At 46.6% G+C, this 22,260-nt stretch carries 20 protein-coding genes and 2 tRNA genes; 2 read left to right on the top strand and 20 right to left on the bottom strand.

What is annotated here, in order from left to right; genetic code table 11:
• Nucleotides 1–433: 433 nt before the first annotated feature.
• The 7 genes from AC4EVX_RS11285 to AC4EVX_RS11315 all read right to left on the bottom strand — a co-directional run bounded on the left by AC4EVX_RS11285 (nt 434) and on the right by AC4EVX_RS11315 (nt 8,700).
• Nucleotides 434–1,837 carry a serine hydrolase domain-containing protein gene (locus AC4EVX_RS11285; RefSeq protein WP_490160239.1) on the bottom strand — a complete coding sequence of 468 codons (1,404 nt, stop codon included), beginning with the start codon at nt 1,835–1,837 and terminating at the stop codon, nt 434–436.
• The gene (locus AC4EVX_RS11290; protein ID WP_490160240.1) at nt 1,834–2,919 is read right to left on the bottom strand and encodes a mandelate racemase/muconate lactonizing enzyme family protein; all 1,086 of its coding nucleotides are present in this window, start codon (nt 2,917–2,919) and stop codon (nt 1,834–1,836) included. Before AC4EVX_RS11290 ends, AC4EVX_RS11285 begins: the two co-directional genes overlap by 4 nt.
• A gap of 215 nt (nt 2,920–3,134) precedes the next feature.
• The gene (locus tag AC4EVX_RS11295; protein ID WP_177977012.1) at nt 3,135–4,130 is read right to left on the bottom strand and encodes an ABC transporter ATP-binding protein; all 996 of its coding nucleotides are present in this window, start codon (nt 4,128–4,130) and stop codon (nt 3,135–3,137) included.
• On the bottom strand, nt 4,130–5,116 hold the full coding sequence (locus tag AC4EVX_RS11300) for an ABC transporter ATP-binding protein (protein WP_308451807.1): 987 nt from the start codon (nt 5,114–5,116) through the stop codon (nt 4,130–4,132). The genes AC4EVX_RS11295 and AC4EVX_RS11300 overlap by 1 nt, the downstream gene beginning before the upstream one ends.
• A 13-nt stretch (nt 5,117–5,129) precedes the next feature.
• Nucleotides 5,130–6,047: an ABC transporter permease gene (locus AC4EVX_RS11305; protein WP_308451808.1), complete on the bottom strand. Its 918-nt coding sequence runs from the start codon at nt 6,045–6,047 to the stop codon at nt 5,130–5,132.
• Between the two features lie 3 nt (nt 6,048–6,050).
• Nucleotides 6,051–6,983, bottom strand: coding sequence for an ABC transporter permease (locus AC4EVX_RS11310; protein ID WP_308451809.1), 933 nt, complete (start codon nt 6,981–6,983; stop codon nt 6,051–6,053).
• Nucleotides 6,984–7,074: 91 nt separating this feature from the next.
• Nucleotides 7,075–8,700: an ABC transporter substrate-binding protein gene (locus AC4EVX_RS11315; RefSeq protein WP_308451810.1), complete on the bottom strand. Its 1,626-nt coding sequence runs from the start codon at nt 8,698–8,700 to the stop codon at nt 7,075–7,077.
• A gap of 810 nt (nt 8,701–9,510) precedes the next feature.
• On the opposite strand from AC4EVX_RS11315, the gene AC4EVX_RS11320 reads away from it, so the two are divergent.
• Nucleotides 9,511–10,470: a CPBP family intramembrane glutamic endopeptidase gene (locus AC4EVX_RS11320; RefSeq protein WP_177977185.1), complete on the top strand. Its 960-nt coding sequence runs from the start codon at nt 9,511–9,513 to the stop codon at nt 10,468–10,470.
• An 85-nt stretch (nt 10,471–10,555) separates the two neighbouring features.
• Nucleotides 10,556–10,786 carry a hypothetical protein gene (locus AC4EVX_RS11325; RefSeq protein WP_177977184.1) on the top strand — a complete coding sequence of 77 codons (231 nt, stop codon included), beginning with the start codon at nt 10,556–10,558 and terminating at the stop codon, nt 10,784–10,786.
• A 42-nt stretch (nt 10,787–10,828) separates the two neighbouring features.
• On the opposite strand, the gene AC4EVX_RS11330 is transcribed toward AC4EVX_RS11325, so the two are convergent.
• The 13 genes from AC4EVX_RS11330 to AC4EVX_RS11390 form a co-directional block, all read right to left on the bottom strand.
• Nucleotides 10,829–11,767: an AEC family transporter gene (locus tag AC4EVX_RS11330; RefSeq protein ID WP_177977183.1), complete on the bottom strand. Its 939-nt coding sequence runs from the start codon at nt 11,765–11,767 to the stop codon at nt 10,829–10,831.
• Between the two features lie 155 nt (nt 11,768–11,922).
• The gene (locus tag AC4EVX_RS11335; RefSeq protein ID WP_177977182.1) at nt 11,923–12,279 is read right to left on the bottom strand and encodes a molecular chaperone Hsp90; all 357 of its coding nucleotides are present in this window, start codon (nt 12,277–12,279) and stop codon (nt 11,923–11,925) included.
• A 109-nt stretch (nt 12,280–12,388) separates the two neighbouring features.
• Nucleotides 12,389–13,066, bottom strand: coding sequence for a hypothetical protein (locus tag AC4EVX_RS11340; RefSeq protein WP_308451811.1), 678 nt, complete (start codon nt 13,064–13,066; stop codon nt 12,389–12,391).
• A gap of 218 nt (nt 13,067–13,284) precedes the next feature.
• On the bottom strand, nt 13,285–14,334 hold the full coding sequence (locus AC4EVX_RS11345) for a U32 family peptidase (RefSeq protein ID WP_490160241.1): 1,050 nt from the start codon (nt 14,332–14,334) through the stop codon (nt 13,285–13,287).
• Nucleotides 14,335–14,363: 29 nt separating this feature from the next.
• The gene (locus tag AC4EVX_RS11350; RefSeq protein ID WP_490160242.1) at nt 14,364–15,956 is read right to left on the bottom strand and encodes a hypothetical protein; all 1,593 of its coding nucleotides are present in this window, start codon (nt 15,954–15,956) and stop codon (nt 14,364–14,366) included.
• Between the two features lie 102 nt (nt 15,957–16,058).
• Nucleotides 16,059–16,129 (bottom strand) — tRNA-Trp (locus tag AC4EVX_RS11355).
• Nucleotides 16,130–16,161: 32 nt separating this feature from the next.
• Nucleotides 16,162–16,232 (bottom strand) — tRNA-Trp (locus AC4EVX_RS11360).
• Nucleotides 16,233–16,422: 190 nt separating this feature from the next.
• Complete coding sequence (locus tag AC4EVX_RS11365) at nt 16,423–17,457, bottom strand: helix-turn-helix domain-containing protein (RefSeq protein ID WP_490160243.1); 1,035 nt, start codon at nt 17,455–17,457, stop codon at nt 16,423–16,425.
• A gap of 262 nt (nt 17,458–17,719) precedes the next feature.
• The gene (locus tag AC4EVX_RS11370) at nt 17,720–18,550 is read right to left on the bottom strand and encodes a metallophosphoesterase family protein (RefSeq protein WP_490160244.1); all 831 of its coding nucleotides are present in this window, start codon (nt 18,548–18,550) and stop codon (nt 17,720–17,722) included.
• A 168-nt stretch (nt 18,551–18,718) separates the two neighbouring features.
• Nucleotides 18,719–19,501 (bottom strand): phosphonate ABC transporter, permease protein PhnE, encoded by a 783-nt coding sequence (gene phnE / locus AC4EVX_RS11375; RefSeq protein ID WP_490160245.1) that lies wholly within the window; start codon nt 19,499–19,501, stop codon nt 18,719–18,721.
• A complete protein-coding gene (phnE, locus tag AC4EVX_RS11380; RefSeq protein WP_490160246.1) occupies nt 19,498–20,277 on the bottom strand; it encodes a phosphonate ABC transporter, permease protein PhnE in 780 nt (259 codons plus the stop codon). Before phnE (AC4EVX_RS11380) ends, phnE (AC4EVX_RS11375) begins: the two co-directional genes overlap by 4 nt.
• Nucleotides 20,274–21,065 (bottom strand): phosphonate ABC transporter ATP-binding protein, encoded by a 792-nt coding sequence (gene phnC / locus AC4EVX_RS11385; RefSeq protein ID WP_490160247.1) that lies wholly within the window; start codon nt 21,063–21,065, stop codon nt 20,274–20,276. The genes phnE (AC4EVX_RS11380) and phnC overlap by 4 nt, the downstream gene beginning before the upstream one ends.
• A gap of 2 nt (nt 21,066–21,067) precedes the next feature.
• The gene (locus tag AC4EVX_RS11390; protein ID WP_490160248.1) at nt 21,068–21,979 is read right to left on the bottom strand and encodes a phosphate/phosphite/phosphonate ABC transporter substrate-binding protein; all 912 of its coding nucleotides are present in this window, start codon (nt 21,977–21,979) and stop codon (nt 21,068–21,070) included.
• Between the last annotated feature and the right edge of the window lie 281 nt (nt 21,980–22,260).

Below are 22,260 nucleotides of genomic sequence, written 5' to 3' on the forward strand. Positions count from 1 at the left end.
AATAACTGAATAACTGAATAACTGAATAACTGAATAACTGAATAACTGAATAACTGAATAACTAGAATTATAGCACAGGTGAGAACTCAATTCAACTATAAAAACAAAAACTTACTCTGAATATCGAAAAAAGTCTGAATTTGCGCGGTCACCTCAGCTTGCAGGTTTTTCATAGAGGAGCCTTAAAACCAGATGCGCTCCAGAGCTGAGAGTATCCAATGCGAACCCGTGTTGAGGCGTCGGTGTTTAGGTCGCGTATTTTGCGACCTTACGCACCGCTACGCTGAAACCCGGAGCGAGAGCGTGTTCGCATGGATCTACTCAGTCGATGGAGCGCTCAAAAACAACTTTAAACAACTTTATCTGCTGGATTTCTACATTACTACTAGACTACTAGCACTTACAGTTTCAACTTCAAATGCTTAGCTGTTTTTTAAATGGTTTTCGGGAAGATTCTGCTTCCGTAACGTCCTGCAAACACATGACCTTTCTCATCACGAATTGCAGTCAGATAAATATCAGAATACTTCTTGCGAACCATTCCCTGATACGGATAAACCGCCTGAAGCTCCACTGCCTTTCCATTTACAAGCATCGTCAGGCTTCCGTTCTCATCCTTGAGTTCAAACGCATCGCCTTCTCCAGACACATACGTTCCAGCAAGTTCTTTGCGCTCTTCCTCGCTCCACTCACGCTTTCCGTGCTCTTGGCGCTCCTCAGAAACATCAAGACCACAGTACGCACGAAGAGCTCCATCTGCAATCGCAGCCACAGACACATCCATCGTATTGCAAAGAACCACAATGCCGACTTCCTCCTGCGGGCAGAATGAGAAATTGGAAGAAACTCCTGGCAGACTTCCACCATGCTCATAGACCGCACGATCTCCAACCTGCTTCGTCTCAAGACCATATCCGTAATAGACACCCGGCTTCATGAACTGTCTCGGCTTTTCCATCTCCTGAACAGAATAGCGATCCACAATGCGATTTCCGTTTTCTGCGGCTCCCTCATTCAGATACATCACCGCATATTTCATCATGTCACCCAGAGTGGACTTCATAGCTCCGCCACCGTGAAGCACAAACGCATCATTCTGGTAATCACGGTCTGCTCTCCACTCTCCATTTTCAAAAGAGTACAGCACAGCCGCATTCTCATCTAATGTATTGCGGATAAAGCTCGTGTTACTTCTATCCATACCGATCGGCTTTAAGACATGCTTGTCGAGATACTCCGCAAACGAATCACAGTCAGAATGACGACGCACGATGTCAGACAGCAGTCCGAAACCATCGTTGCAGTAACTCATACGCTGACCCGGACGACCCGTAAAACGAGTCTGATTGTCAAGACGCTCTGCGACAAGGCGGATTCCCTCATCTGCAAAATCCTTGCGGTAAATCAGCTCCTCCTCAAGCGTATCCTCGATTCCCATCGCCTGAGCCGTCTTGTCCACAACGATACGCGGAAGCGGGAAATATCCACCACTGTGACACATCAGATGCCACAGCTTTACCGGCTGATCCTGATTCTTGTTTGTGAACTCCGGAATGTACTTGGACACCGGATCATCCACAGAGAGAATTCCATCCATCTGCATCTGCATGATCGACAGCGCCGTGAAAGACTTCGTCACAGATGCCATACCAAAGATCGTATCACGGTTGATCGGGAGCTTGTTCTCCTCATCGCGGTAACCGAAATACTGCTCATACTGGATCTCTCCCTTTGCATTCACAATGCCGACTGCAACACCACGCGCACTGCAATCCTCCATCACCTGAGCGACAAGCGCCTCTAACTGCTTCTTTCCTTCTTCTGTCATACGGTTCATGAGAACATCTCCTTTTTCAGGCTACGGATTCCAAGACCAGCCTCGGAAGACAGAACCAGATGTCTCGTATCCTTGACATCAAATCCACCCTCAAACGGCAGTGCCTTTAAGGAGAAGGTTGCATCCAGATCTGCGCGGGTGATATTCTTCATTCCTGCGCCGAGGGAAGCTGCTGCGGTGATACCGATACCACTCTCCTCTGCCATACATCCAAGCATACACTCCACACCAGAAGCCTCAGAGATTGCAACAATCTTCTTTGCCTCGTAGATACCGCCACACTTCATCAGCTTGATGTTGATGTAGTCCACAGCGCGCTCAGAGACAAGACGCAGTGCATCCTTGGAATCCCAACAGCTCTCGTCTGCCATGATCGGCACACTGCTGTGAGCCGTAACAAACTTGAGTCCCTCAAAATCGAATCTCGGAACCGGCTGTTCTACCAGCTCGATGTCATACTCATTTAAGCGGGCAATCAGCTCAACCGCCTCTTTTGCCTTCCATCCCTGGTTTGCATCGAGACGAATCTTCACATCATCGCCGACAGCCTCACGGATTGCACGAACTCTTGCAAGATCGGTTGCAAAATCTGTTCCAACTTTCGTCTTGATCACGTTAAATCCAGCCTTCACATGCTCTCTCGCACGCTCTGCCATCATCTGCGGATCGTCGATGCCAACCGTCATATCGGTCTCGATCTCTCCGGACATACCGCCGAGAACCTTGTAGAGCGGAAGGTTTGCGCTCTTTCCGATGATGTCGTGACAGGCAATATCAATCGCTGCCTTTGCCGTTCCACAGTAAGCGACTGCACGGTTCATCACAGCATATACCTTCTCCATATCTCTCGGGTCAACACCGATCAGCTTCTCCTTGATACGCTCGATCGTTGCAATCGTGCCCTCAAGGTTCTCACCGGTGATAAACGGTCCCGGGGAGCCTTCTCCATATCCGGTGATTCCTTCATCTGTTTCCACCTCAACCAGACAGCTGACCGCATGAGTGATCAGTCCGAGGGAAATGCGGAACGGGCGCACAAGCGGCACCTGCATCTTGTAAATCTTGATATCCGTGATTTTCATGACACTACGCTTCCTTTCACATGTTTCATTTTTTATTTTTTTAAATCAAATTCTGATTTTTATTTTTTTAACCAAAGCGTGTTTGGCACCCTGCCCCAAAAGAGCCGATACCAAACACACTTTGATTACAGATATTTAAGCATTACGCTGTTTTAAGTACATGAAGTGCAATAAATTTTTCCAATCAGAATCCAGAATCACTGCGCTTCTCGATTTTATTTGCAACCATCGCAGAAATGGCAGGCACACATATGACCGTTTCCGATGTCTCGAAGCTCCGGCTTCTGCGTGGAACAGATATCCTTTGCCATAAAGCAACGGGTGTGGAAAATACAGCCTGACGGCGGATTTGCCGGGCTCGGAAGGTCTCCCTGAAGAATGATCTTCTTTCTCTTGGAATGACGCTCCGGCATCGGGATTGCAGACAAAAGTGCCTGCGTGTACGGATGAGACGGATTTGCAAAGAGCTCCTTCTTGTCCGCCATCTCCACCACATGACCGAGGTACATAACCATGACACGATCAGAAATGTGCTTGATAACACTCAGATTATGGGAAATGAAGATATACGCCATTCCCATCGAGTTCTGCAACTCTCTCAGCAGGTTCAGCACCTGAGACTGAATCGAAACATCAAGTGCAGATACTGGCTCATCGCAGACAACGAGAGACGGACCGAGCACGATTGCACGCGCGATACCAATTCTCTGACGCTGACCACCGGAGAACTCGTGCGGGTAACGGTTGTAGTACTTCGGGTTCAGGCCTACGACTTCCATGGTCTTGAGTACCTGAGCACGAGTCTCCTCAGCGGTTTTGTAGCGCTTCTGGATGTTTAACGGCTCGGCGATCACCTCACCGACCGTCATTCTCGGGTTCAGGGATGCATACGGGTCCTGGAAAATGATCTGCATGTCCGCACGCATCTTTCTCAGCTCCTGACCGGATGCCTTTCCGAAGTCCCTGCCCTTGTAAAGAATCTGACCGGAAGTCGGCTCAATCAGACGCAGAACCGAACGACCCATCGTTGACTTTCCGCATCCGGACTCACCTACGACTCCAAGCGTCTCTCTCGGATTTAAGGTAAAGGACACATCATCAACTGCCTTGATCCAGGATTTTTCTTTTGCGAAAAAGGACGATCTCGCCGGGAACAATTTTCGCAGATTTTTGACCTCTAACAGAGGGGTCTTGTCATTTGCTTCGCTCATCAGACGTTCTCCTCCCATTCTTTTGTATACTTAAAGCAACGAACCTTGCGTCCTTCTGCCTCCACAAGCTCCGGCATCTTCTGCTTACAGATCTCGCGCGCCTGCGGACATCTCGGGCAGAATGCACAGCCCTTTGGCATATCATCAAAGCTCGGCACCATACCCTTGATCACGCTCAGTTCCTTCGTATCATCGTCATCGAGCTTCGGAATACACTTCATCAGACCGTCGGTATACGGATGCATCGGCTTCTCAAAGATCTGGTCGCAGGTCGCATGCTCAACAACCTTACCTGCATACATAACCATGACATCATCGGCAACCTCAGCGATAACACCGAGGTCATGAGTGATCATCATGACGGAAGTACCCGTCTCATTTTTCAACTCATTGATCAGATCGAGGATCTGTGCCTGAATTGTCACATCAAGTGCAGTCGTCGGCTCATCACAGATCAGCATTTCCGGATTACAGCAAAGCGCCATTGCGATCATAACACGCTGACGCATACCGCCGGAGAGCTGATGCGGATACTCATCGAAACGACGCTCCGGAAGCGGGATCTTAACGAGTTTAAGCATCTCGATTCCGCGCTCTCTCGCCTGACGCTTCGTCATATGTTCATGAAGAAGCAGAGCCTCCGTGATCTGCTCTCCGATCGTATAAACCGGGTTCAGAGAGGTCATCGGCTCCTGGAAAATCATTGCGATCTGCTTACCGCGGATCTGACGCATCTGATCTTCCGTCTTCTTTAAGAGATCTTCGCCCGCAAAGAGAATCTCTCCTCCCTCGATCTTTCCTGGCTTCTCCACCAGACCCATGATTGAGAGGGAGGTGATACTCTTTCCGCAACCGGACTCTCCTACGATTCCAAGGGTTTTTCCCTTTTCCACATCAAAGGACACATCGTTGACAGCCTTTACCAGACCGGCCTGCGTGTGGAAATAGGTCTTCAGATTTTTTACCTGTAAAATTTTCTCTGCCATTTCACACACCTCCTTAGTTCTTTAACTTCGGGTCAAGCGCATCTCTCAGACCATCACCGAAGATATTGAATGCGATAACCGTGATCATGATTGCCACACCTGGCATAATGCTGTATACCGGACGATAGCTGATGAATGTCTGTGCCGCGCTGATCATGTTACCCCAGGACGGAGTCGGAGGCTGAATACCGATTCCAAGGAAGCTCAAGGATGCCTCGTACATGATTGCGTTCGGGATACCGAGCGTTACGAGAACGATGATCGTGGACAGGCAGTTCGGAACGAGTCCCTTCATGATGATCCAGTAAGTAGAAGCACCGCAGGCACGGCTCGCCTCGATGTACTCCTTCTCCTTCAACTGCATAACCGAACCACGGATCATACGGGCGGTACGAACCCAGGTCAGAAGACCGAGTGCGATGAAGAGGTTGAGCACGCCTTTTCCGAGGAAGGTCATGATTGCCATTGCAAAGATCAGATCCGGGAATGCCTGGAAGATCTCCATGATACGGGAGATCGTGTTGTCAATCCAACCGCCGTAGTAACCGGCTAAAGAACCGAGGGTGACACCCACGATCGAAGCGATGACCTGAGCGACGATACCAATGCTGATCGAAACGCGGGAACCGTAAATGATTCTCGAGAGAATGTCACGACCAAACTCGTCGGTTCCAAATGGATGCGCCATACTCGGTGCAGACAGAACCGCACTGTAATCCTGGAATGTCGGATCATATGGAGCGATTAACGGTGCGAAAATCGCCATCAGCACAAGAAGAATCAGAAGACCTGCACAGAACATTGCCATCTTGTTCTTCTTTAAGCGACGAAGGCTGTCGCCGTAAAAGCTCGAATACTGCATGCCATTTTCCATGACATCCTGTTCGAACTGTTTCTGTTTGTTAAAAAATCCAAATACTTTCTTTGCCATCTCTTAGGCCGCTCCTTTCCCGTAACGGATCCGCGGATCCAGAAATGCGTAAGAAACATCCACAAGCAGGTTTACCACAACGAAGACGAAGGCGATATACATAACCGTTCCCTCAAGAAGCGGCAGATCTCGGTTTGACATTGCATCAACCGCAAGTTTACCGATACCTGGGATGGAAAATACCTTCTCAATCAGCATGGAACCTGTCAGCATGTAACCGAAGTCGGTTCCGACAAGCGTTACAATCGGAATCATCGCGTTCTTGAGTGCGTGTTTTAAGATAACCGCCCAACGCTTTACACCCTTTGCCTTTGCGGTACGGATGTAATCCTGTCCGAGAACCTCCAACATACTGGTACGAGTGATTCGTGCCATATTTCCTGCATAACGAGCGCCAAGAGCGACACTCGGCAGGATATAAGCCGCCACGGAATCAAATCCGGAAATCGGCAGAATATTCAACTTTAATCCGAAAATAATCTGAAGAATGATTGCCACCCAGAATGCCGGTGCAGATACACCGATAATCGCAAGGACCATAACAACGGTATCAATTCCCTTTCCGCGCTTTACAGCAGCGAAGATACCGCACGGAATTCCGATAATTGCAGCAAATACAAAGGACATGCAAGCCAGCTTTACCGTTACCTTAAAGCAACGCATAAGCGCGTCCGTTACAACCTCTTTAGTAAAATAAGAAGTTCCAAAATCAAGATGAACCGCACCCTTGATAAAATTGAGATACTGAACATAATAAGGCAGATCCAACCCCAACTCATGACGAACTTTTGCGATCGTCTCCGGATCTGCACGCTTCTCCAGCATCAGAGCAACCGGATCACCCGGAACTACCTGAAGCAGGACGAATGTAATCAGACTGATGCCCACCAGAACAAAGATTGTCTGTACCAGGCGTTTTGCCGTGTATGAAAGCATTGATTTTCTCCTATAATAGTGAGAAAGGAAGGCTGTAAAACGCGCACAGCCTCCCTCTTCTCAGAACATTTGTATAAGTTTGCGCAAATGACTACTGAATATCTGCGTTCTTCCAGAACATACGGAAGGTGGAATCCATCTGGAATCCGCTGATCTTCGGGTTCAGCAGATAGAACTTGGTCTCATTGTACAGAGGAGTGGTTGCCCAATCTTCTCTGGTCATGATGTGCTCTGCCTTTACGTAAATCTCCTGACGCTCTGCATCATCGGTGGTTGCAATACCATCCTCAAGTAACTGGTCAAACTCAGCGTTGTGCCAGAAGCTGGAGTTGGTATCGGTCTTGGTCATCGGATACAGCATGCTCTCCGGATCTGCGTAATCAACATACCAGTTGGAGATACCGCAATCAACACCACCGCTCTTCTTCATATCAGACCATGCTGCGGAGTCAACCTGCTCAACCTCTACGTTGATGCCTGCTGCCTTTGCCTGCTGCTGGAATGCAGTTGCGATTGCAACGTTACCCTGATACTTGGTGTTTACAGTTACACGCAGATCAATACCATCCGGATATCCTGCCTCAGCAAGGAGCTGTTTTGCCTGCTCCGGATTGTACTCGAACTCCGGAAGGCTATCATCATGTCCGATGATTCCAGCCGGGATGTAGGAGGTCGGAACCGTAGCGGTGCCATGCAGAATGCTGTCGCAGATGGACTTACGGTCGATGGAAAGAGCGATTGCCTCTCTTACCTTTGCATCCGGGAAGGTCTTGGAGTTTACAGTCAGGCTGTAGCATCCGGTCGGCTGGAAGCCATGCATCTGATCCTTCAGATCCGGGTTGCTGGAGTATACCGGGTAGATGGACGGATCTACGTCAACGTAGTCTACATTACCCTTCTGGTACTCAAGAACCTGAGTGTTTACATCCTCGATGAACTTGTAATCAAGACCATCCAGCTTTACGCCGTCATCATGATAATCCTCAAAACGGGAAAGAGTTACGCCAACGCCGGTCTGATAGCTGTCCATCTTGAACGGGCCAGTACCGTACAGAACGCTCATACCCCAGTTATCTCCTGCCTCCTCGCAAGCATCCTGCGGATAGATTGCGCAGTAAGCGGTAGACAGAACAGAAAGGAACGGAGCATACGGCTTTTTCAGCTGAATCGTGAAGTGGGTATCATCCTGAACCTCGATGCCGGACAGCTCATCTGCGGTACCAGCGCTCAGCTCATCATAACCTACCACGTTCTCCAGCAAGGTTGCCATCTTTGCCATCTTGACCAGACGCTCGTAAGAATACTTTACGTCAGAAGCCTTCAGAGTCTCGCCGTTGTGGAATTTCACATCCGGAAGAAGCTCGAAGCTGTAAGTCATCTGATCATCAGAGATTGTCGGCATGGAAGCTAACAGGGTCGGCTCCAGACCGTTCTCCGTTGTGGTCAGCAGGGACTCCGTGATGTTGTCTGTGATCTTCATAACGATGCTGTAAGTGTACTGCTGTGGGTCCAGCGCTACCTGCGGATCTACAGCTGCAACTCTTACAATCTTTCCAGAACCATCCGTTGTGGTTTCTGCAGCAGAACTCTCTGCTGTTGCACTTGTCTCAGCAGAAGCATCTGCGGCAGTTGTCTCGGTGCTCTTAGATCCGCCACATGCAGTCAGAGAAACTGCAAGTACACAGCCAAGAGCGATTCCTGCCAATGTCTTTTTCATTTGCTTTACTTCCTCTCTTTGTAATCTTTGCTTTTCAGGTCTGCTGAATCTTTTGTGTCCCTTCGTTCTCCCAATCGAAGTTATGTTCCCTCGGAATCCGAGAATACATCGTCCACGCTGATAGACAAAAAGCTGTTGGAACTGCGCGTGTTCCTGACAGCTTTTCATGAAAATGCTGTTCAGATCTTCTCTTTTTTAGAGCATATAGACTCTGAAATCTCTTTCTTCTGTATATGTTCTAAAAAAAACGAGACGTCCCCTAAAGGCTACTCCTCCCTGAGTATACGTCTCGTGTCAAACCGGTAAACGGTTGATATCACCTGTTCACTTTTCTCTTAATCATTCGTGTTCATCTTAGCTGGCAATAACTTCTGTTTCACAAATTCCAGTATACATCATAAAAGCCACTTGTCACTATACTCTCCCATCTGTATTTTGTCAAGAACAATTTCTTTTTTTCTATTATATTTTTTAGTGATTTCTGCATTATATATGTGGTAATTTTATTTTTTTATCGTCATTTTTGCCATTTATGTCTTTTGTTTTAGTTTTCTATCCTTATTTTCACTTCTGTTTTTTTCTTCCTTTTTTTCAAAATTGCCCCGGATCTTTGACAAAAATTTAGCCAAGAACCTCTGATTTTGCCCCGGGTCATCATATAAATGACAACAACTACGCACTTGACAATCCTTTCCAGTTATGAAACAATAATGAGATACAACACACAAAAAAATAGAAATGCAGATAAAAATGCCATATTCAAACAAACATTGAAACAAAAGAAAAAAGAAAGGGTGAATCCATTATACGATGAATCTCAATGCAAAAAAACAACTCTCTCAGATTGCATGGGCTTATGTCCTCTTTCTGATTGTGAACCGTGTGGCTTCTCTGATTCTCACATTTTTGATCCGAGTGCTCTCCTTTGCCCTTGCAACCACAGGAATCCTTGATCCCTCATTTCTGTTTGGGACAGATGTCTCCATGCTTCTCTCCCTGTTTCTCATGTACGGAATTGCTTTTCCTTTCTTTGTGTGGAAAATGAACCGGATTCCATCATGGACGAAGACCGACAAAAAGACGATCCCGGCAAGCGATTTTGCCGTACTCCTCATCTTCTGCCTCGGCATGACCTATATCGGCAACCTGATCGGGCAGTACCTGATGGCGATCGCCGGAAGTCTGAGTGGAACAGTACAGGAAAATCCCTTAGATGATCTGATCACAGGAATGCATCTCAGTGTCGTCTTCCTCTCCACCGTATTAATCGCTCCGGTCATGGAAGAGCTGATGTTTCGCAAATACCTCGTCGATCGCCTCGCCCCGTTTGGTCAGAAGACCGCTGTGATTCTCTCTGGACTCAGCTTTGGACTCTTCCATGGAAACTGCTTTCAGTTTTTCTATGCCACAATGCTCGGAATGGTCTTTGCCTATCTGTACAGCAGTACCGGACGGATTCGCTACAATATCGCCCTTCATATGATCATCAATTTTGTGGGCGGAGTTGTTCCGATCTTTCTCGCAGACAACTCTGCGGTGAGTGGATTTCTCTCCCTGCTGATTTCGATCTTTTTCGGTGCAGTCGCCCTCGCCTGCATGATCATTGCGATTGTAATTTTCTGCATTTCAATAAGAAAATTAAAGTGGTTTCCTGGATGGATTGCACTTGATGAGCCTATTGTCAATGTAATTTTAAAAGCTCCTGGTGTCTGGTTCTTTCTGATTATGACGGGAATCAGCTTTGTGATCTCCTGGATCAGCGGATCATAAGACTCCTCCTAACGATCCCAACAATACAATCATAAAATTCAGCTCACAAGCAACCCTTTATCGACAAGCAAAGGAGACCTTTTCCATGAGTATTCATTCCTCAGATCTCAAGACCGCATCCTTCCTTCAGGAGCGCCACAGCGTTCCTCTCGATCTGTGCGCCCAGAAATTAAAGCGGAGTGTCAGCAGTGTCAAGCGCAGTATCGCCTTCCTCAATTTTTCGCTGAATATGACGCATCTGTACCAGACACTCTATTTAACCCGGCACAAAGAAAAAAGACAGTCAGGCGTTCTCCGAGTGGCTCAACCAATATGAGCTTTACACAGAAGTGCTTCCACGCAGAGGAGTCCGTGCTTTTTATACTGTAAAGAAATGCTGAAGAAGCCAGCACACAATCGGAAGTGTCACGATCGAGCCGATTGTTGTCACAAAGATTCCGCCCATCGCATAATCTCCCTCTGATCCAGATGCTTTCGCCATCATGACTGCAGATGCCATTGCCGGAAGTGCCGTCAACAGTGCAATCGTCATACGCAGATCCGCAGAAATCGGGACAAAACCAAGCACCAGATAGACGAGAATCGGAGCCACAAGCATTTTGACAAGCACAATTCCGTAAAGCTCCGGTCGAAACGCATAGCGACGGATATCCATGCACGCAAAGACCCCGCCGAGATAGATCATTGCAAGCGGGGTCGCCGTTCCTCCGATCTTCTGCAACCCGGTGTTGATGACTCCCGGCACCGGAATCCGGGCGATAATAAAGACGAGAGCCAATGCGATCGCTGTCGTCGCCGGATTGATCATCTTTTTTAACTTAAATCCGCCCTCTGCTCCCTCCGGCGTTGTGAGCTTTACACCGAGGGTCCACAACACAGACTGATCCACGATCGTCACAAGCGAAATATAGAGCATACCACTCTGCGGATAGATGCTTGAGATAATCGGAATTCCCATAAATCCGATATTTCCAAACATCGAGATCGCCCGGTAAACCAGAGCCGTATTTCCCTTCAGTCGAAAGACTTTTGCCAAGAAAAGGCTCTCAAGAAAGAAAAACGCATAGAGCACTGCCGTCAGAGCGATGACTTCTGCGCTCGAAAACAGCGTCTCCCTCTGCACACCATTGACTGTATTAATAAAAATCAAAACCGGAAGTCCGAGCTTCAACACATATTTTGCAAGCACTTCAAGCGTCTCTGCACAGAAGACCTTCGTCTTGACAAGAGCTACTCCCGCAAGAATATAAACGACAAACAAGCCGATCTGCTCCACCACAATTCCAAATGTATCCATCTTTTGTCATTCCCCTCTCCGTCTTACTCTTACATGGAATACAAAAACGAGAAGCTCTATCCGGGAGCTTCCCAGATATGCTTCTCATTTTCCTATCTTTTATTTTTTATTAAGTAGGCTCTACTTATCTAATTACTCTTGAGTGAAGTTAAGCTCTACTTGAGCATCTCGTCTTTCTTTGCAAGAATCGCCTCTACTGCGCTACATGCCGGGCAATCACAGTACTTTGCACCCTTTGCCTTGATCTCTTTTGCATGCTCTGCAACTGCTCCTGCCTTGTCACCAAACACACCTGCTCCTGCCGGGGACTCTGCAAATGCAATCAAACCATCGATTGGAATGATGTCTTCCTCAAGCTCAGCGATGTAATTCTTCGTCATCTCAGCTTCCTTTTCGGTTCCAAGAGCATCCAACCAAGCCTGTCCTGCCTGCTTTGCCTCTGCACAGCAACTCGATGCATCGATCAACTCGTGTGTCTTCTCAACAATGTAATTCATCAGCTGGTTTTCCATAAGATTATGACCCCTCTCTAAAATAATTGTGTATAAACCCGTTCTTATTTTAGCATAATAATCAGAAAAAATCAAATCTGTGACAATCTACCAGGATGATCTACGATCTCTATTTAGAAGAACCCGCGGTGATCACACCTGTCTTTCCGCCGTCTGCCTCCGGATTGCTCTCACCGCTGTTCGGAGTGTTGCTCGTTCCGCTTCCGTTCTGGGAATTTGATCCATTGTTAAAGTTATAGGAGTTTGCAGTTGCAACCTGAGTCGTGCAGGTTCCGTCTGCCTGGAAGTTATATACAACGCCATCGATTGTGCGGGAAGTGCCGGCAACCATCACTCCGTTTGACGGGTCAAAATAGTAGGTGCTTCCATTGACATTCTGGAAACCGGTCTGTATCTTTCCATCGGTTCCAAACAGATACCAGTATCCGTCAACCGGCATTGCAATGTTGATTGCACACTTACCAGAATCCGGGTAAAAGTAATAGCGCGCACCATCAATCGTGCGCCATCCAGTCCAGAGAGCGCCATCCTCTGCCATATAGAAGTAATCCTGACCAATGCGAAGCCAGCCAATCGCAAGCGTACCATCCGACATTCCATAGTAGTACTTGTCCGATGCTGTATCATGGATCAGTCCGGTTGCAACCGTTCCATCCGGCATATAATAATAGAGCTTGTCTCCAGACTTGGTCACTCCTGCTGCATAGGCACTCATTCCACTTCCGATCACAACACTGCCAAGAACTCCTGCAAGCATTGCAGCTGCTGCTTTGCGATATAATTTCATTGTTCCGTCCTCCAGTTTCTGCATTTTTCTAAAAATTCACAATTATATCGGATGTTATACCGACTACCGATAATCATAAATTTTTCTTTCTCGTCTTTTTATTATAAACCCTAGAACCGTTCCAATGTAAAGAAAAAAATTTTAAAATTTTTGTGTCCTCAAACATCACCATAAATCTCATACGAAATTTTCAGTTTGGAACCGTCTGCGGGATCCGATCAGATGCGATAGTAACAGTTTCCACCACAACCTGATAAAAAAAGTTCCTGCTTCACGCGCTCCTGAAATTCGATTTCCGACGTGGAGTTTCCAAGAATCTCCCTTGCCCGACACAGATTCTGAATATCCCGCTCCATAAAATCCACATAATTTCCGCGCCCCACGAGCTTTAAATGTGTGATTCCGGCTTCCTGAAGTCTCCACAGCGCACAGAGACCACATCCACTCTCCCCGCAGAGATAGCCGTCCTCATCATAACTTTTTTCTGCGATGCTTCCCCCAGTTATTCCTCCCATCAGTTCTCCATCCTCATTGATGCGTCCGCTCTGTTTCATCCGCTCCCATTCTTCTCTTCCCTGTCTCGATTGAAGCGATGCCGATCCGGTCTCCGTCTGATCTTCCACCGGTGCAAGCCAATATGGTACCCGGCAGAGATGCCCGATCTCATCCCCGTGAAACGAATTGCAAAATGCCCCCGTAAACTGACAATTCTCATTCAGCACAAATGCCTCAAATTCCGTCGGAGAAAATACCCCAAACTTCATTCCAGTTACAGCGCGCATATCCGTAAACGTATTCTTTCGATGAAAAATCACTCTCGTAAGCCCAAGGCGACTCAGCGCACGGATACTTCCGGTATTGACCTCTCCGTTCTCCCCACTCAGATGAATCTCGCAGTCAATCCCCTGCGCTCTCAGATACACAATCAAGGCGGGATCGGCAAGAATGAAACTGCGAAATCCAAGTTCCATACAGGAAGTGATGATCTTTGCAATCTCCGGGTATTGTTCTGGCAAATAATATAACGAATTGAACGTCAGATGAACAGGCTTCTGGTAACGGCACACCATTCCTGCCAGAATTTCAAGCTCACTGTACGATCCGATCTGCACGTTGCAGCAGAGCACCTCCCGACGATTTAGTGGCGCTCTCGCCCCATATTTCGCCGTCCACGAGTACGGAACATATCCACAGAAACACTCATCTGCCCCTGCTGTGACAAAGCGGACATACTCGTCGATCGAGCCGAGTCCCGCTGTGATTTTCATCTTTCTCTGATTTTTTTGATTTCTTTGATCTATCTGATTGATCGGATCTTTTCGTCCCCGATTTCCATCAGATTGATCACAAGACGATCGATCCCAAGATCTCTCCAGTAATTTGCTTTGTTCCACTTACTCTCCTTCTCACATACCTGCAAAGCCTCAAGAATCTGCGCATCAAACCCAAACAAAGAATTTCCCCTGCCAACCATCTTCAAATGCTCCGGATACAGATACACAAAGCGATTGCAATATTTCGGACACTCCCTGACTAACGTCTGGTGCCCGCGCGCTCCATAGACACATCCCGCATACAAGGTACAGTACTGAGAAGTATTCGTCTGGTAAAACGGGAGATGCAGACTGTTTTTCTCTCCCGGAAAACGGTGATCTGGAAGTCCCGCAATTGACTCCCACTCATAGCGCTCGATCTTAAATTCATTTTTCAAAAATTCCCGGTAAAAGTCGGCATAGAGGTTGTTCTCCCCAGCATTTTCCCGATCATAACCATCATAACCTTTTGCGCTTAAATATCTGCTGCGTGGATCTTTCCGGCGCTTATTTAAAAGGACTCCAAGACTTGGAATGATAAGATTTGGAATCTGCGCCAAAATCAAATCTGCCACCGCCCAGTCATTGACAACTACTTCTACTTTTTCCATTTCTGTCTCTGTGTCGCGTTCCTCGCACCATCGTTTAATCTCTTTTAACAAAGACTCGAAAAATTCCCGTGCCTCCTCCCTCAGATAAGATGTCACAATCGTTATACCGAGTTTTTCTGCTCTTGCCTTCTCAAGCAGACGCAAAAGTTTTTCTGTATCCGGAAAGAGAAGTGGGCAGAATGCGTTTCCTATATAAAGGCGGGCGGGGCGACACAACGCAAGGCGATGCTCTTGAAGCCCGTTTTTCTTCCAGTACCAATTAGAAAAGTCTTCGATCGAACAACTCAGATACTTCTCATAGAGATATGGCTGGTCTAATTCTAATGCGATTTCTGGAAATTGATCTTCTATTTTTAAATTCTCTCGTTCCCTGGCATCCTTTTTTGTTTTCTCCGTCAACCCATTCCCCGAAATCGATTCAAACCACCGCTTTTTCTGTGCCTTCAGACTGTTCACATGAATCTCGTCGAGATCAGCCGGATAGCCAAGCAGTGCTTCTGAGACTTCTGCGTCACAGCACTCTAGTTTCAAGCGAATGTAACGATCGTACTGACGGATCAATTTTTGAACTGCACGCGCAAATTCCGACTGAACTGATCGATCAAAGCATGCGCAAACCTCAACCAAAATTTCTGTCCAAAATCCTTTTTTCAAAACCTCACAAATCTCAAACTCAGTGATCCGAATCTCTCGATAAGCTCTTTTTTCCATTTCATAGAAACAGATCCGAAAGGATTTCAGCGAATTTTGAAAATCACCCTTCCACTCTGCAAGGCGAAAACAGAATTTCTCCTCCTCAATTCCGGTAATCCGAATCTCTTTCTCACAAAATCCCCCTCTACATTCCTCTGGATATTTCTCTGAACATTCTTCTGAATATTCTGCTAGACCTTTCTTACATTCTTCCGGTTCTTTTATAAACTCTGCAAATCCTGCCAGCAAACCAAATGGAATCATTGAAATCATCTTCTCGCCTCCTTTCCTAACTTTTTTGTATGATAGGACGCAATTTCCCACTCATACAAAAAAGCTCAGAAATCAAGAACTGACTTCTGAGCTTTACACTAGCAGGGGAAGAGGGGCTCGAACCCCCATCTACGGTTTTGGAGACCGCTGCTCTACCATTGAACTATTCCCCTATATTTAGATGAAGTTTTGTGTCTCAACTGAGCAGGGGAAGAGGGGCTCGAACCCCCATCTACGGTTTTGGAGACCGCTGCTCTACCATTGAACTATTCCCCTATGCTAGATGAAGTTTTGTGTCTCAACTGAGCACTCGTACATAGTATCACACATTTATAGGGCTGTCAACAAAATTTTTGCTTTTTCTAAAAAAATTGCAAAATTTGAGATTATCTTTGAGCGTTTGTGAAATACCGATACGAAATGAGTATCTTGTTTCTGAGGGAGTTGGAGTGGAAATTGAGAAAATTCAGATCTGGAACTCCCAGTTTCCATCATCCATGCGATATTCGGAGACTGTCATGCCATTTTGCTGGCGGAATTGTCTGGAAAAATAGTTGACATCCTTAAATCCCATCTGGTCGCAAATTTCATAGAGCTTGAGATTGGTGTTTCGCAGGAACCAGGATGCACGACTCATGCGAATTCTTTGGCTGTATTCCCGGTAGGAGAGGTGGAGAGCACAGGAAAAACGCTCGCTGAGAGCCGATGCACTCATGAAAAATTCCTGAGCCACCTCTTTCTGAGACAGAGGCGTGTCGACATGCTCAAGCAGATAGATCATGATCTTTTTCACCAGCTCATCATCGGTCTCCGGATAGAGACGCCAGAGCTGATCGTAGAGACGATTGAATCCCTGTTCACAAAATGTGCGCACAAGATGCTTATCACTCGTGAAAAGTCCATGAATCTGATTGAAATCCTTCTGATCGAGAAAAGATGCAAGCCACGGAAAATCCTGAAATGTGAGATTAATGACACTTTCAAAGAAGCGCCGAAGTCGTTGATCTGTCTCGATCGCATTTTCACTTAGATTACAGAGCTGATGGAGTTCTTTGGACACTGTTTCAGGAAAACGACTTGTCCCAATGGTGCGTCTGACACGCAAAAGCGCTTCCTGTTCCGGGGACTTTTCAGCTTGTCCAGAGAATTCCATTCGAGAAAATGTTTTGGAAAGCATATCCACGGTAAAAGGACGAAGCAGATAATCGCAGGCACCATACAGGAGTCCCTGACGGGCAAACTGAAAGTTCGGAGCTTCGCTTGTCAACACAACTCGCACACCGGGGTGTTCGGAACGGATTTTTCTAAGCAGGTGAAGTGCGTCCAATCCGTTTAGGAAGAGATCAAGAAACACGACATCAAAAGTCTGCTGATCGAGCAGTTTTCCGGCATGAATGCCATCCCGCACAAAAGAAAAAGTTTTTTGACATTCAAATGGTTTCCATACAGCATCTGGAAGAGCATCAATGGCGACCAGAATCTTGGTTTTTTCTGTAAACATCGAATGAAAAATCTCCTTCCCATCGCTCTAAATTCTTTGGTCAAAATCATCAATCATTCCAAAATCTGTTATCATTTATGTCTGTAATCCATACCAATTATATAGGAATTATCGATTGTGTTCATTATAGAACGCAAATTTTCATCTGTCAATTGTCAATTTAAGACGGATGAATTAAATAAAGAGTATTTGGAACACCATTTTACCGGCGTCCCAAACACTCTTTCTGATTCATAATTTTTTTCTCAAAATCTAATCAAATTCAAGATTTCTTAAAGACAATCTCTCCAAGGCATCTTCCGGTCAGATTCAACTGAGTTTTGCACTGGTCAATCCCATTTTTGCCCAGATGATAGACGCTGTATCCATATCCTTCCTCAAAAGAGACTCCGCCAATTTCCAGACTCTCTCCGCGGAAGGACATGCTGTCTGCAATGTAATACGGAATTTCCGCCACGCGCCCTACATAGTGATGATGCGTGTGACCGCAAAGCACAGCCGTCGGTCTCGTCTCTCGAAGAATCTCTTTGATTTTCTCACTCTCAGGGATCGGTGGAACTCCCGGGAGCTGATCGATCAGCTGGTGGTGTGTCATCAAAATCACTGGCTTGCCCTTCTCTTTCATCGCAAGAAGCTCCTGCTCCAACCATAAAAGGCGATCCGGATCCACACAGCCATCCGAACACCCCTGAACACTGCTGTCAAAGGAAACAATCACTGCCTCATCAAATACTTCGATAAAGTAACACGGATCATCTCCTGCACACTCTGCCTCCGCTTCCGCGATTCCCATCCATCCTATTCGCAGATTCTTTTTGTTGTCATGGTTTCCCGGCGTGATTATGACCGGTCGATCCCCGACTAGATTTTGAATCTGATGCTTCAAAATCCGATAATCATCAACGCTCCCATCTTCCGTCAGATCTCCGGTAATCAGCACTACATCAATCTCCTGCTCACTGAGAGCCTGCTTTAAGCTCTCCTGCAAAAAGTACATTGGAGCATCCATCTGTGACAGCATGTTTTCATATTCACTCGGTCCATCCGAATAGAAACTTCGATAATGAATATCGGAAATATGTAACAAATTCATTCTAGTTTCCTCACGATTTTATTTACTGACTCACTTTCATAATCTCAATTATTTACAATTTCAACTATTTACAATTTCAACTATTCATAATTTCAATCATTCACGATCTCAGCTTCTTATCTTTTCTTTCATTCTTTCATCTTATTATCTTTTCTTTATCTTCGTTTTTTATCTCAGTTTCTTTCGGATCATTCCGGTAAGCAAATCCATCACAAATACCATCACGACAACGCCGAGAAGAATGATGCTCACCTTGTCCCAGTTTCGCGACTGAATAGCAAAGATCAGCGGTGCTCCGATTCCACCTGCTCCGACAAGTCCGAGCGTGGATGCACTTCTGACTGCAATCTCAAAGTGATTCAATGAGAGGGAGCTGTAAATCGGCATCAACTGAGGAACTCTCGCAAAAAACAATGTCTGCCAGAAACCGGCTCCGACTGCACGCATTGCCTCCGCAGAGTCCTCTCCCATCGCCTCAAGTTCCTCGGTGTAGAGTTTTCCAAGCATTCCGATCTGGTGAACACCGATCGCCATAACACCGGCAAACGGTCCCGGACCTACGACCTTTACAAAAATGATCGCATAGACAAGCTCTGGAAACGCACGGAGCACATTGCAGATGAATTTTCCGATCTTGGCTACCCACGGATAGGATTTCCACAAATTCGATGCGCTAAGGAGTGTGATCGGAAGTGCAAGCACCGTCGCAATCGCCGTTCCAAGAAAGGCGATGCCGAGTGTCAGCACAAGAAGGCTTAAAAGATCTTCCCCGCTTCCGTCATACACGAAACTCCAGCGCGGTTTCATGAGTCCACGAATGACTTCCATTCCCATCTCCGGAGAAAAACCGGCAAGCCCGGAAAAATCAATGCCCGCGATGCAGTATACGATCACTGCTGCTACCACAAGTCCGATCGCCAAACGGCGAAAACTTCCTGCCTGTCTCATCATACCAGTCTCCTCCTGATCGCTTCACTCAATCCATCCACAATTGCAACAACCACAAGAATCATCAAAATCACAAGCGAAACTCTCTCATACTGAAGCAGAGCCAGAGAGGAGTTTAAAATCACTCCGATTCCGCCTGCACCCACATATCCGAGAACCGTGGACGCGCGGACATTGACCTCGAACGCATAAAGCGTATAGCTGACAATCTGGCTGAGCACCTGAGGCGCAATCGACCAGAATGCAATCTGAACCTTATTTGCACCGACTGATTCTGCCGCTTCAATCGGACCGTAATCAATCGTCTCGATCGTCTCATAAATCAGCTGAGACACCATGCCAAACGTAAAGATCGCAATCGTCAGGACACCCGTCGCCTCACCGATTCCGATCACAGCGACGAGAAGAGCTGCCAGCAGAAGGTTTGGGATTGTACGGACAATATCCATGATAAAACGCATCACCGTCGTGACTACAAGATTTCTTGTCACAACGGTTGTTCCAAGAAACGCCACCGGAACTGCGACAATGACACCGAGAACCGTTCCAACAACTGACATTTTCAGGGTTTTTGCCATCGGATCAAGGAGCTTTGGCAGATAGGAAAAATCCGGATGCATCAAACGGCCAAGAAAGATTCCCACCTGATCAAGGTTTGAAAACACTTCTGAGAAATCTGCATCCGTCACTACCGCACTGCCAAAGATACAGACTGCAAGCAGAAACACAATCAGCAAGTGCTTATACCACTCAAAATGTACCGTGTCCTTTAGTTTCATCTGCTTTCCTCTCCGTCATCCTTCGATGCATCCTGATCTTGATTCATCGCAGGGTTCTTTCCATAAATGCGCGCTAACTCTGTCTCATCCAACTGCTTGGGTGTCCCGTCAAAAACAACCTTTCCGCTCTTGAATGCCAGAATTCGATCAGAAAATGCCTTTGCCATCTCAACGGAATGGATGTTGACGATCACGGTCTTTCCCATCTCCTGATTGATCTTTCTCAAATCCTGAAGAATTTTCTGGGAAGTGATCGGATCAAGGGAGGCAACCGGCTCATCCGCAAGGATGATGTCTGCCTGCTGAACAAGCGTCCGCGCGATCGAAACTCTCTGTTGCTGACCACCGGAGAGCTCATCGCTTCTCGAATGCAGTTTGTCGAGAAGTCCCACACTCTCAAGTGCCTGTTTTGTTCTCTCATAATCTTCCTTTGTGAAGAGTCCGAAGATACTCTTCCAGGTGGAATAATATCCCAGACGTCCGGACAGAACGTTTTTCTGCACCGTGCTTCTCTTTACCAGATTGAAGCTCTGGGAGATCAGACCGATGTGACGGCGAATCTCGCGAAGCTGTTTCTTTCCCGCCTTTGTGATCGACACGCCATCCACAACGATGTTTCCCTCGCTGATCTCATTCAGGCGATTGATCGAGCGCAGGAAGGTACTCTTTCCTGCACCCGAAAGTCCGATTACAGAGACAAACTCTCCATCCGTAATCGTCAGATCGACATCATCGAGTCCTCTCGTTCCATTCGGATATACTTTTGATACATGCTCAAATTTAATCATGATTACTCAGCCGCCTTCTCAGTGTATGCCTTAATGGTATCGTAAGCCTCTTCCGTTGCTTCCTCGTAGCCCTTGTGACCCCACAGAGACATTGCCTCCGCGCCCTGCTCGTCATTCGGCATATTTAAGAAGGTCTCTTTGATCTTCTCCTTCATCTCATCATCCATATCCGGGCGAACTGCGATTGCATCGTTCGGGATGTCGCCCTCAGTCAGATACAGAACGCGAAGATCGTTCATCAGATCGTATCCCTCAAACTTGGAGGAGAACACAACGCGAGCGCCCTCAAATACGAAGCAGGCATCCTGCTGACCATTGAGAACTGCGGTCATCTCACTCGGAATATCATTTACAGTTGTCAGCGTGCAATCCGTTGCCGGATCAATTCCAGCCTCCTTCATCTCTGCAACCGGATAAATGTAACCACTTGCGGAGTTCGGGCTCAGAGTTGCAATCTTCTTTCCCTTCAGATCCTCAAGCGTCTGGATGTCGCTGTCTGCCTTCACGAGAACCTCTCCCTTAAAGGTTCCGGTCATCTTACCCTCAACCGGAAGACCAGTCTCCTGATCATACTCTCCAAGCTGAGAAGTCAGAATTGCCTTTGCAGCTCCCATATCACGCGCCTGCACATAAGCTGCTGGAGGCATAATTCCGAGATCCACTTTACCGGAAGACATTGCCTCCACGATCGTCGAATAATCCGTTGCCAGTGTCACATTTACCTTGCAGCCCAGTTTTTCTGTCAGGTAATCTGCAAAAGGTTTTGCCTTTGCCTCCATACTTCCATCGTTGTTCGTCGGAACAAACTGTACATTCAGAGTTTTCTCCTCACTCTTCTTTGAACCACATCCGGCCAGTGCGACCGTTGCCATTCCTGCACAAAGAATTCCTGCCATTACCCGCTTCAGTTTCATGATTATTCTCCTTTTCATTGGCTTGATTTTTTTCATTTCTCAAAATTTAATTTCCTAAAATCTTTTTCCCTCTTCTTTTTGAGAAATATTTCTTCTTTTCCCTATCACCATAGCAGAGAAAGGTAGGGAAAGGAAATGACATGTGTCACATTTACCAAAATTTTACCGACATTTTTCGCAAAAAAACAAAACGAGATTGAGAATTTTATTATTTTCCAGTATAATAAGTACGATAAATAAGTGACAATTGATTCATTATCTCTATTTATAAATAAATCAAT

It is taken from the genome of Brotaphodocola sp. (assembly GCF_983179755.1).

Excerpts from the sequence above, each read along its gene's own strand:
- AC4EVX_RS11285 (WP_490160239.1), bottom strand. The coding sequence starts at position 1,837 with ATGAACCGTATGACAGAAGAAGGAAAGAAGCAGTTAGAGGCGCTTGTC.
- AC4EVX_RS11290 (WP_490160240.1), bottom strand. The coding sequence starts at position 2,919 with ATGAAAATCACGGATATCAAGATTTACAAGATGCAGGTGCCGCTTGTG.
- AC4EVX_RS11295 (WP_177977012.1), bottom strand. The coding sequence starts at position 4,130 with ATGAGCGAAGCAAATGACAAGACCCCTCTGTTAGAGGTCAAAAATCTG.
- AC4EVX_RS11300 (WP_308451807.1), bottom strand. The coding sequence starts at position 5,116 with ATGGCAGAGAAAATTTTACAGGTAAAAAATCTGAAGACCTATTTCCAC.
- AC4EVX_RS11305 (WP_308451808.1), bottom strand. The coding sequence starts at position 6,047 with ATGGCAAAGAAAGTATTTGGATTTTTTAACAAACAGAAACAGTTCGAA.
- AC4EVX_RS11310 (WP_308451809.1), bottom strand. The coding sequence starts at position 6,983 with ATGCTTTCATACACGGCAAAACGCCTGGTACAGACAATCTTTGTTCTG.
- AC4EVX_RS11315 (WP_308451810.1), bottom strand. The coding sequence starts at position 8,700 with ATGAAAAAGACATTGGCAGGAATCGCTCTTGGCTGTGTACTTGCAGTT.
- AC4EVX_RS11320 (WP_177977185.1), top strand. The coding sequence starts at position 9,511 with ATGAATCTCAATGCAAAAAAACAACTCTCTCAGATTGCATGGGCTTAT.
- AC4EVX_RS11325 (WP_177977184.1), top strand. The coding sequence starts at position 10,556 with ATGAGTATTCATTCCTCAGATCTCAAGACCGCATCCTTCCTTCAGGAG.
- AC4EVX_RS11330 (WP_177977183.1), bottom strand. The coding sequence starts at position 11,767 with ATGGATACATTTGGAATTGTGGTGGAGCAGATCGGCTTGTTTGTCGTT.
- AC4EVX_RS11335 (WP_177977182.1), bottom strand. The coding sequence starts at position 12,279 with ATGGAAAACCAGCTGATGAATTACATTGTTGAGAAGACACACGAGTTG.
- AC4EVX_RS11340 (WP_308451811.1), bottom strand. The coding sequence starts at position 13,066 with ATGAAATTATATCGCAAAGCAGCAGCTGCAATGCTTGCAGGAGTTCTT.
- AC4EVX_RS11345 (WP_490160241.1), bottom strand. The coding sequence starts at position 14,334 with ATGAAAATCACAGCGGGACTCGGCTCGATCGACGAGTATGTCCGCTTT.
- AC4EVX_RS11350 (WP_490160242.1), bottom strand. The coding sequence starts at position 15,956 with ATGATTTCAATGATTCCATTTGGTTTGCTGGCAGGATTTGCAGAGTTT.
- AC4EVX_RS11365 (WP_490160243.1), bottom strand. The coding sequence starts at position 17,457 with ATGTTTACAGAAAAAACCAAGATTCTGGTCGCCATTGATGCTCTTCCA.
- AC4EVX_RS11370 (WP_490160244.1), bottom strand. The coding sequence starts at position 18,550 with ATGAATTTGTTACATATTTCCGATATTCATTATCGAAGTTTCTATTCG.
- phnE (WP_490160245.1), bottom strand. The coding sequence starts at position 19,501 with ATGATGAGACAGGCAGGAAGTTTTCGCCGTTTGGCGATCGGACTTGTG.
- phnE (WP_490160246.1), bottom strand. The coding sequence starts at position 20,277 with ATGAAACTAAAGGACACGGTACATTTTGAGTGGTATAAGCACTTGCTG.
- phnC (WP_490160247.1), bottom strand. The coding sequence starts at position 21,065 with ATGATTAAATTTGAGCATGTATCAAAAGTATATCCGAATGGAACGAGA.
- AC4EVX_RS11390 (WP_490160248.1), bottom strand. The coding sequence starts at position 21,979 with ATGAAACTGAAGCGGGTAATGGCAGGAATTCTTTGTGCAGGAATGGCA.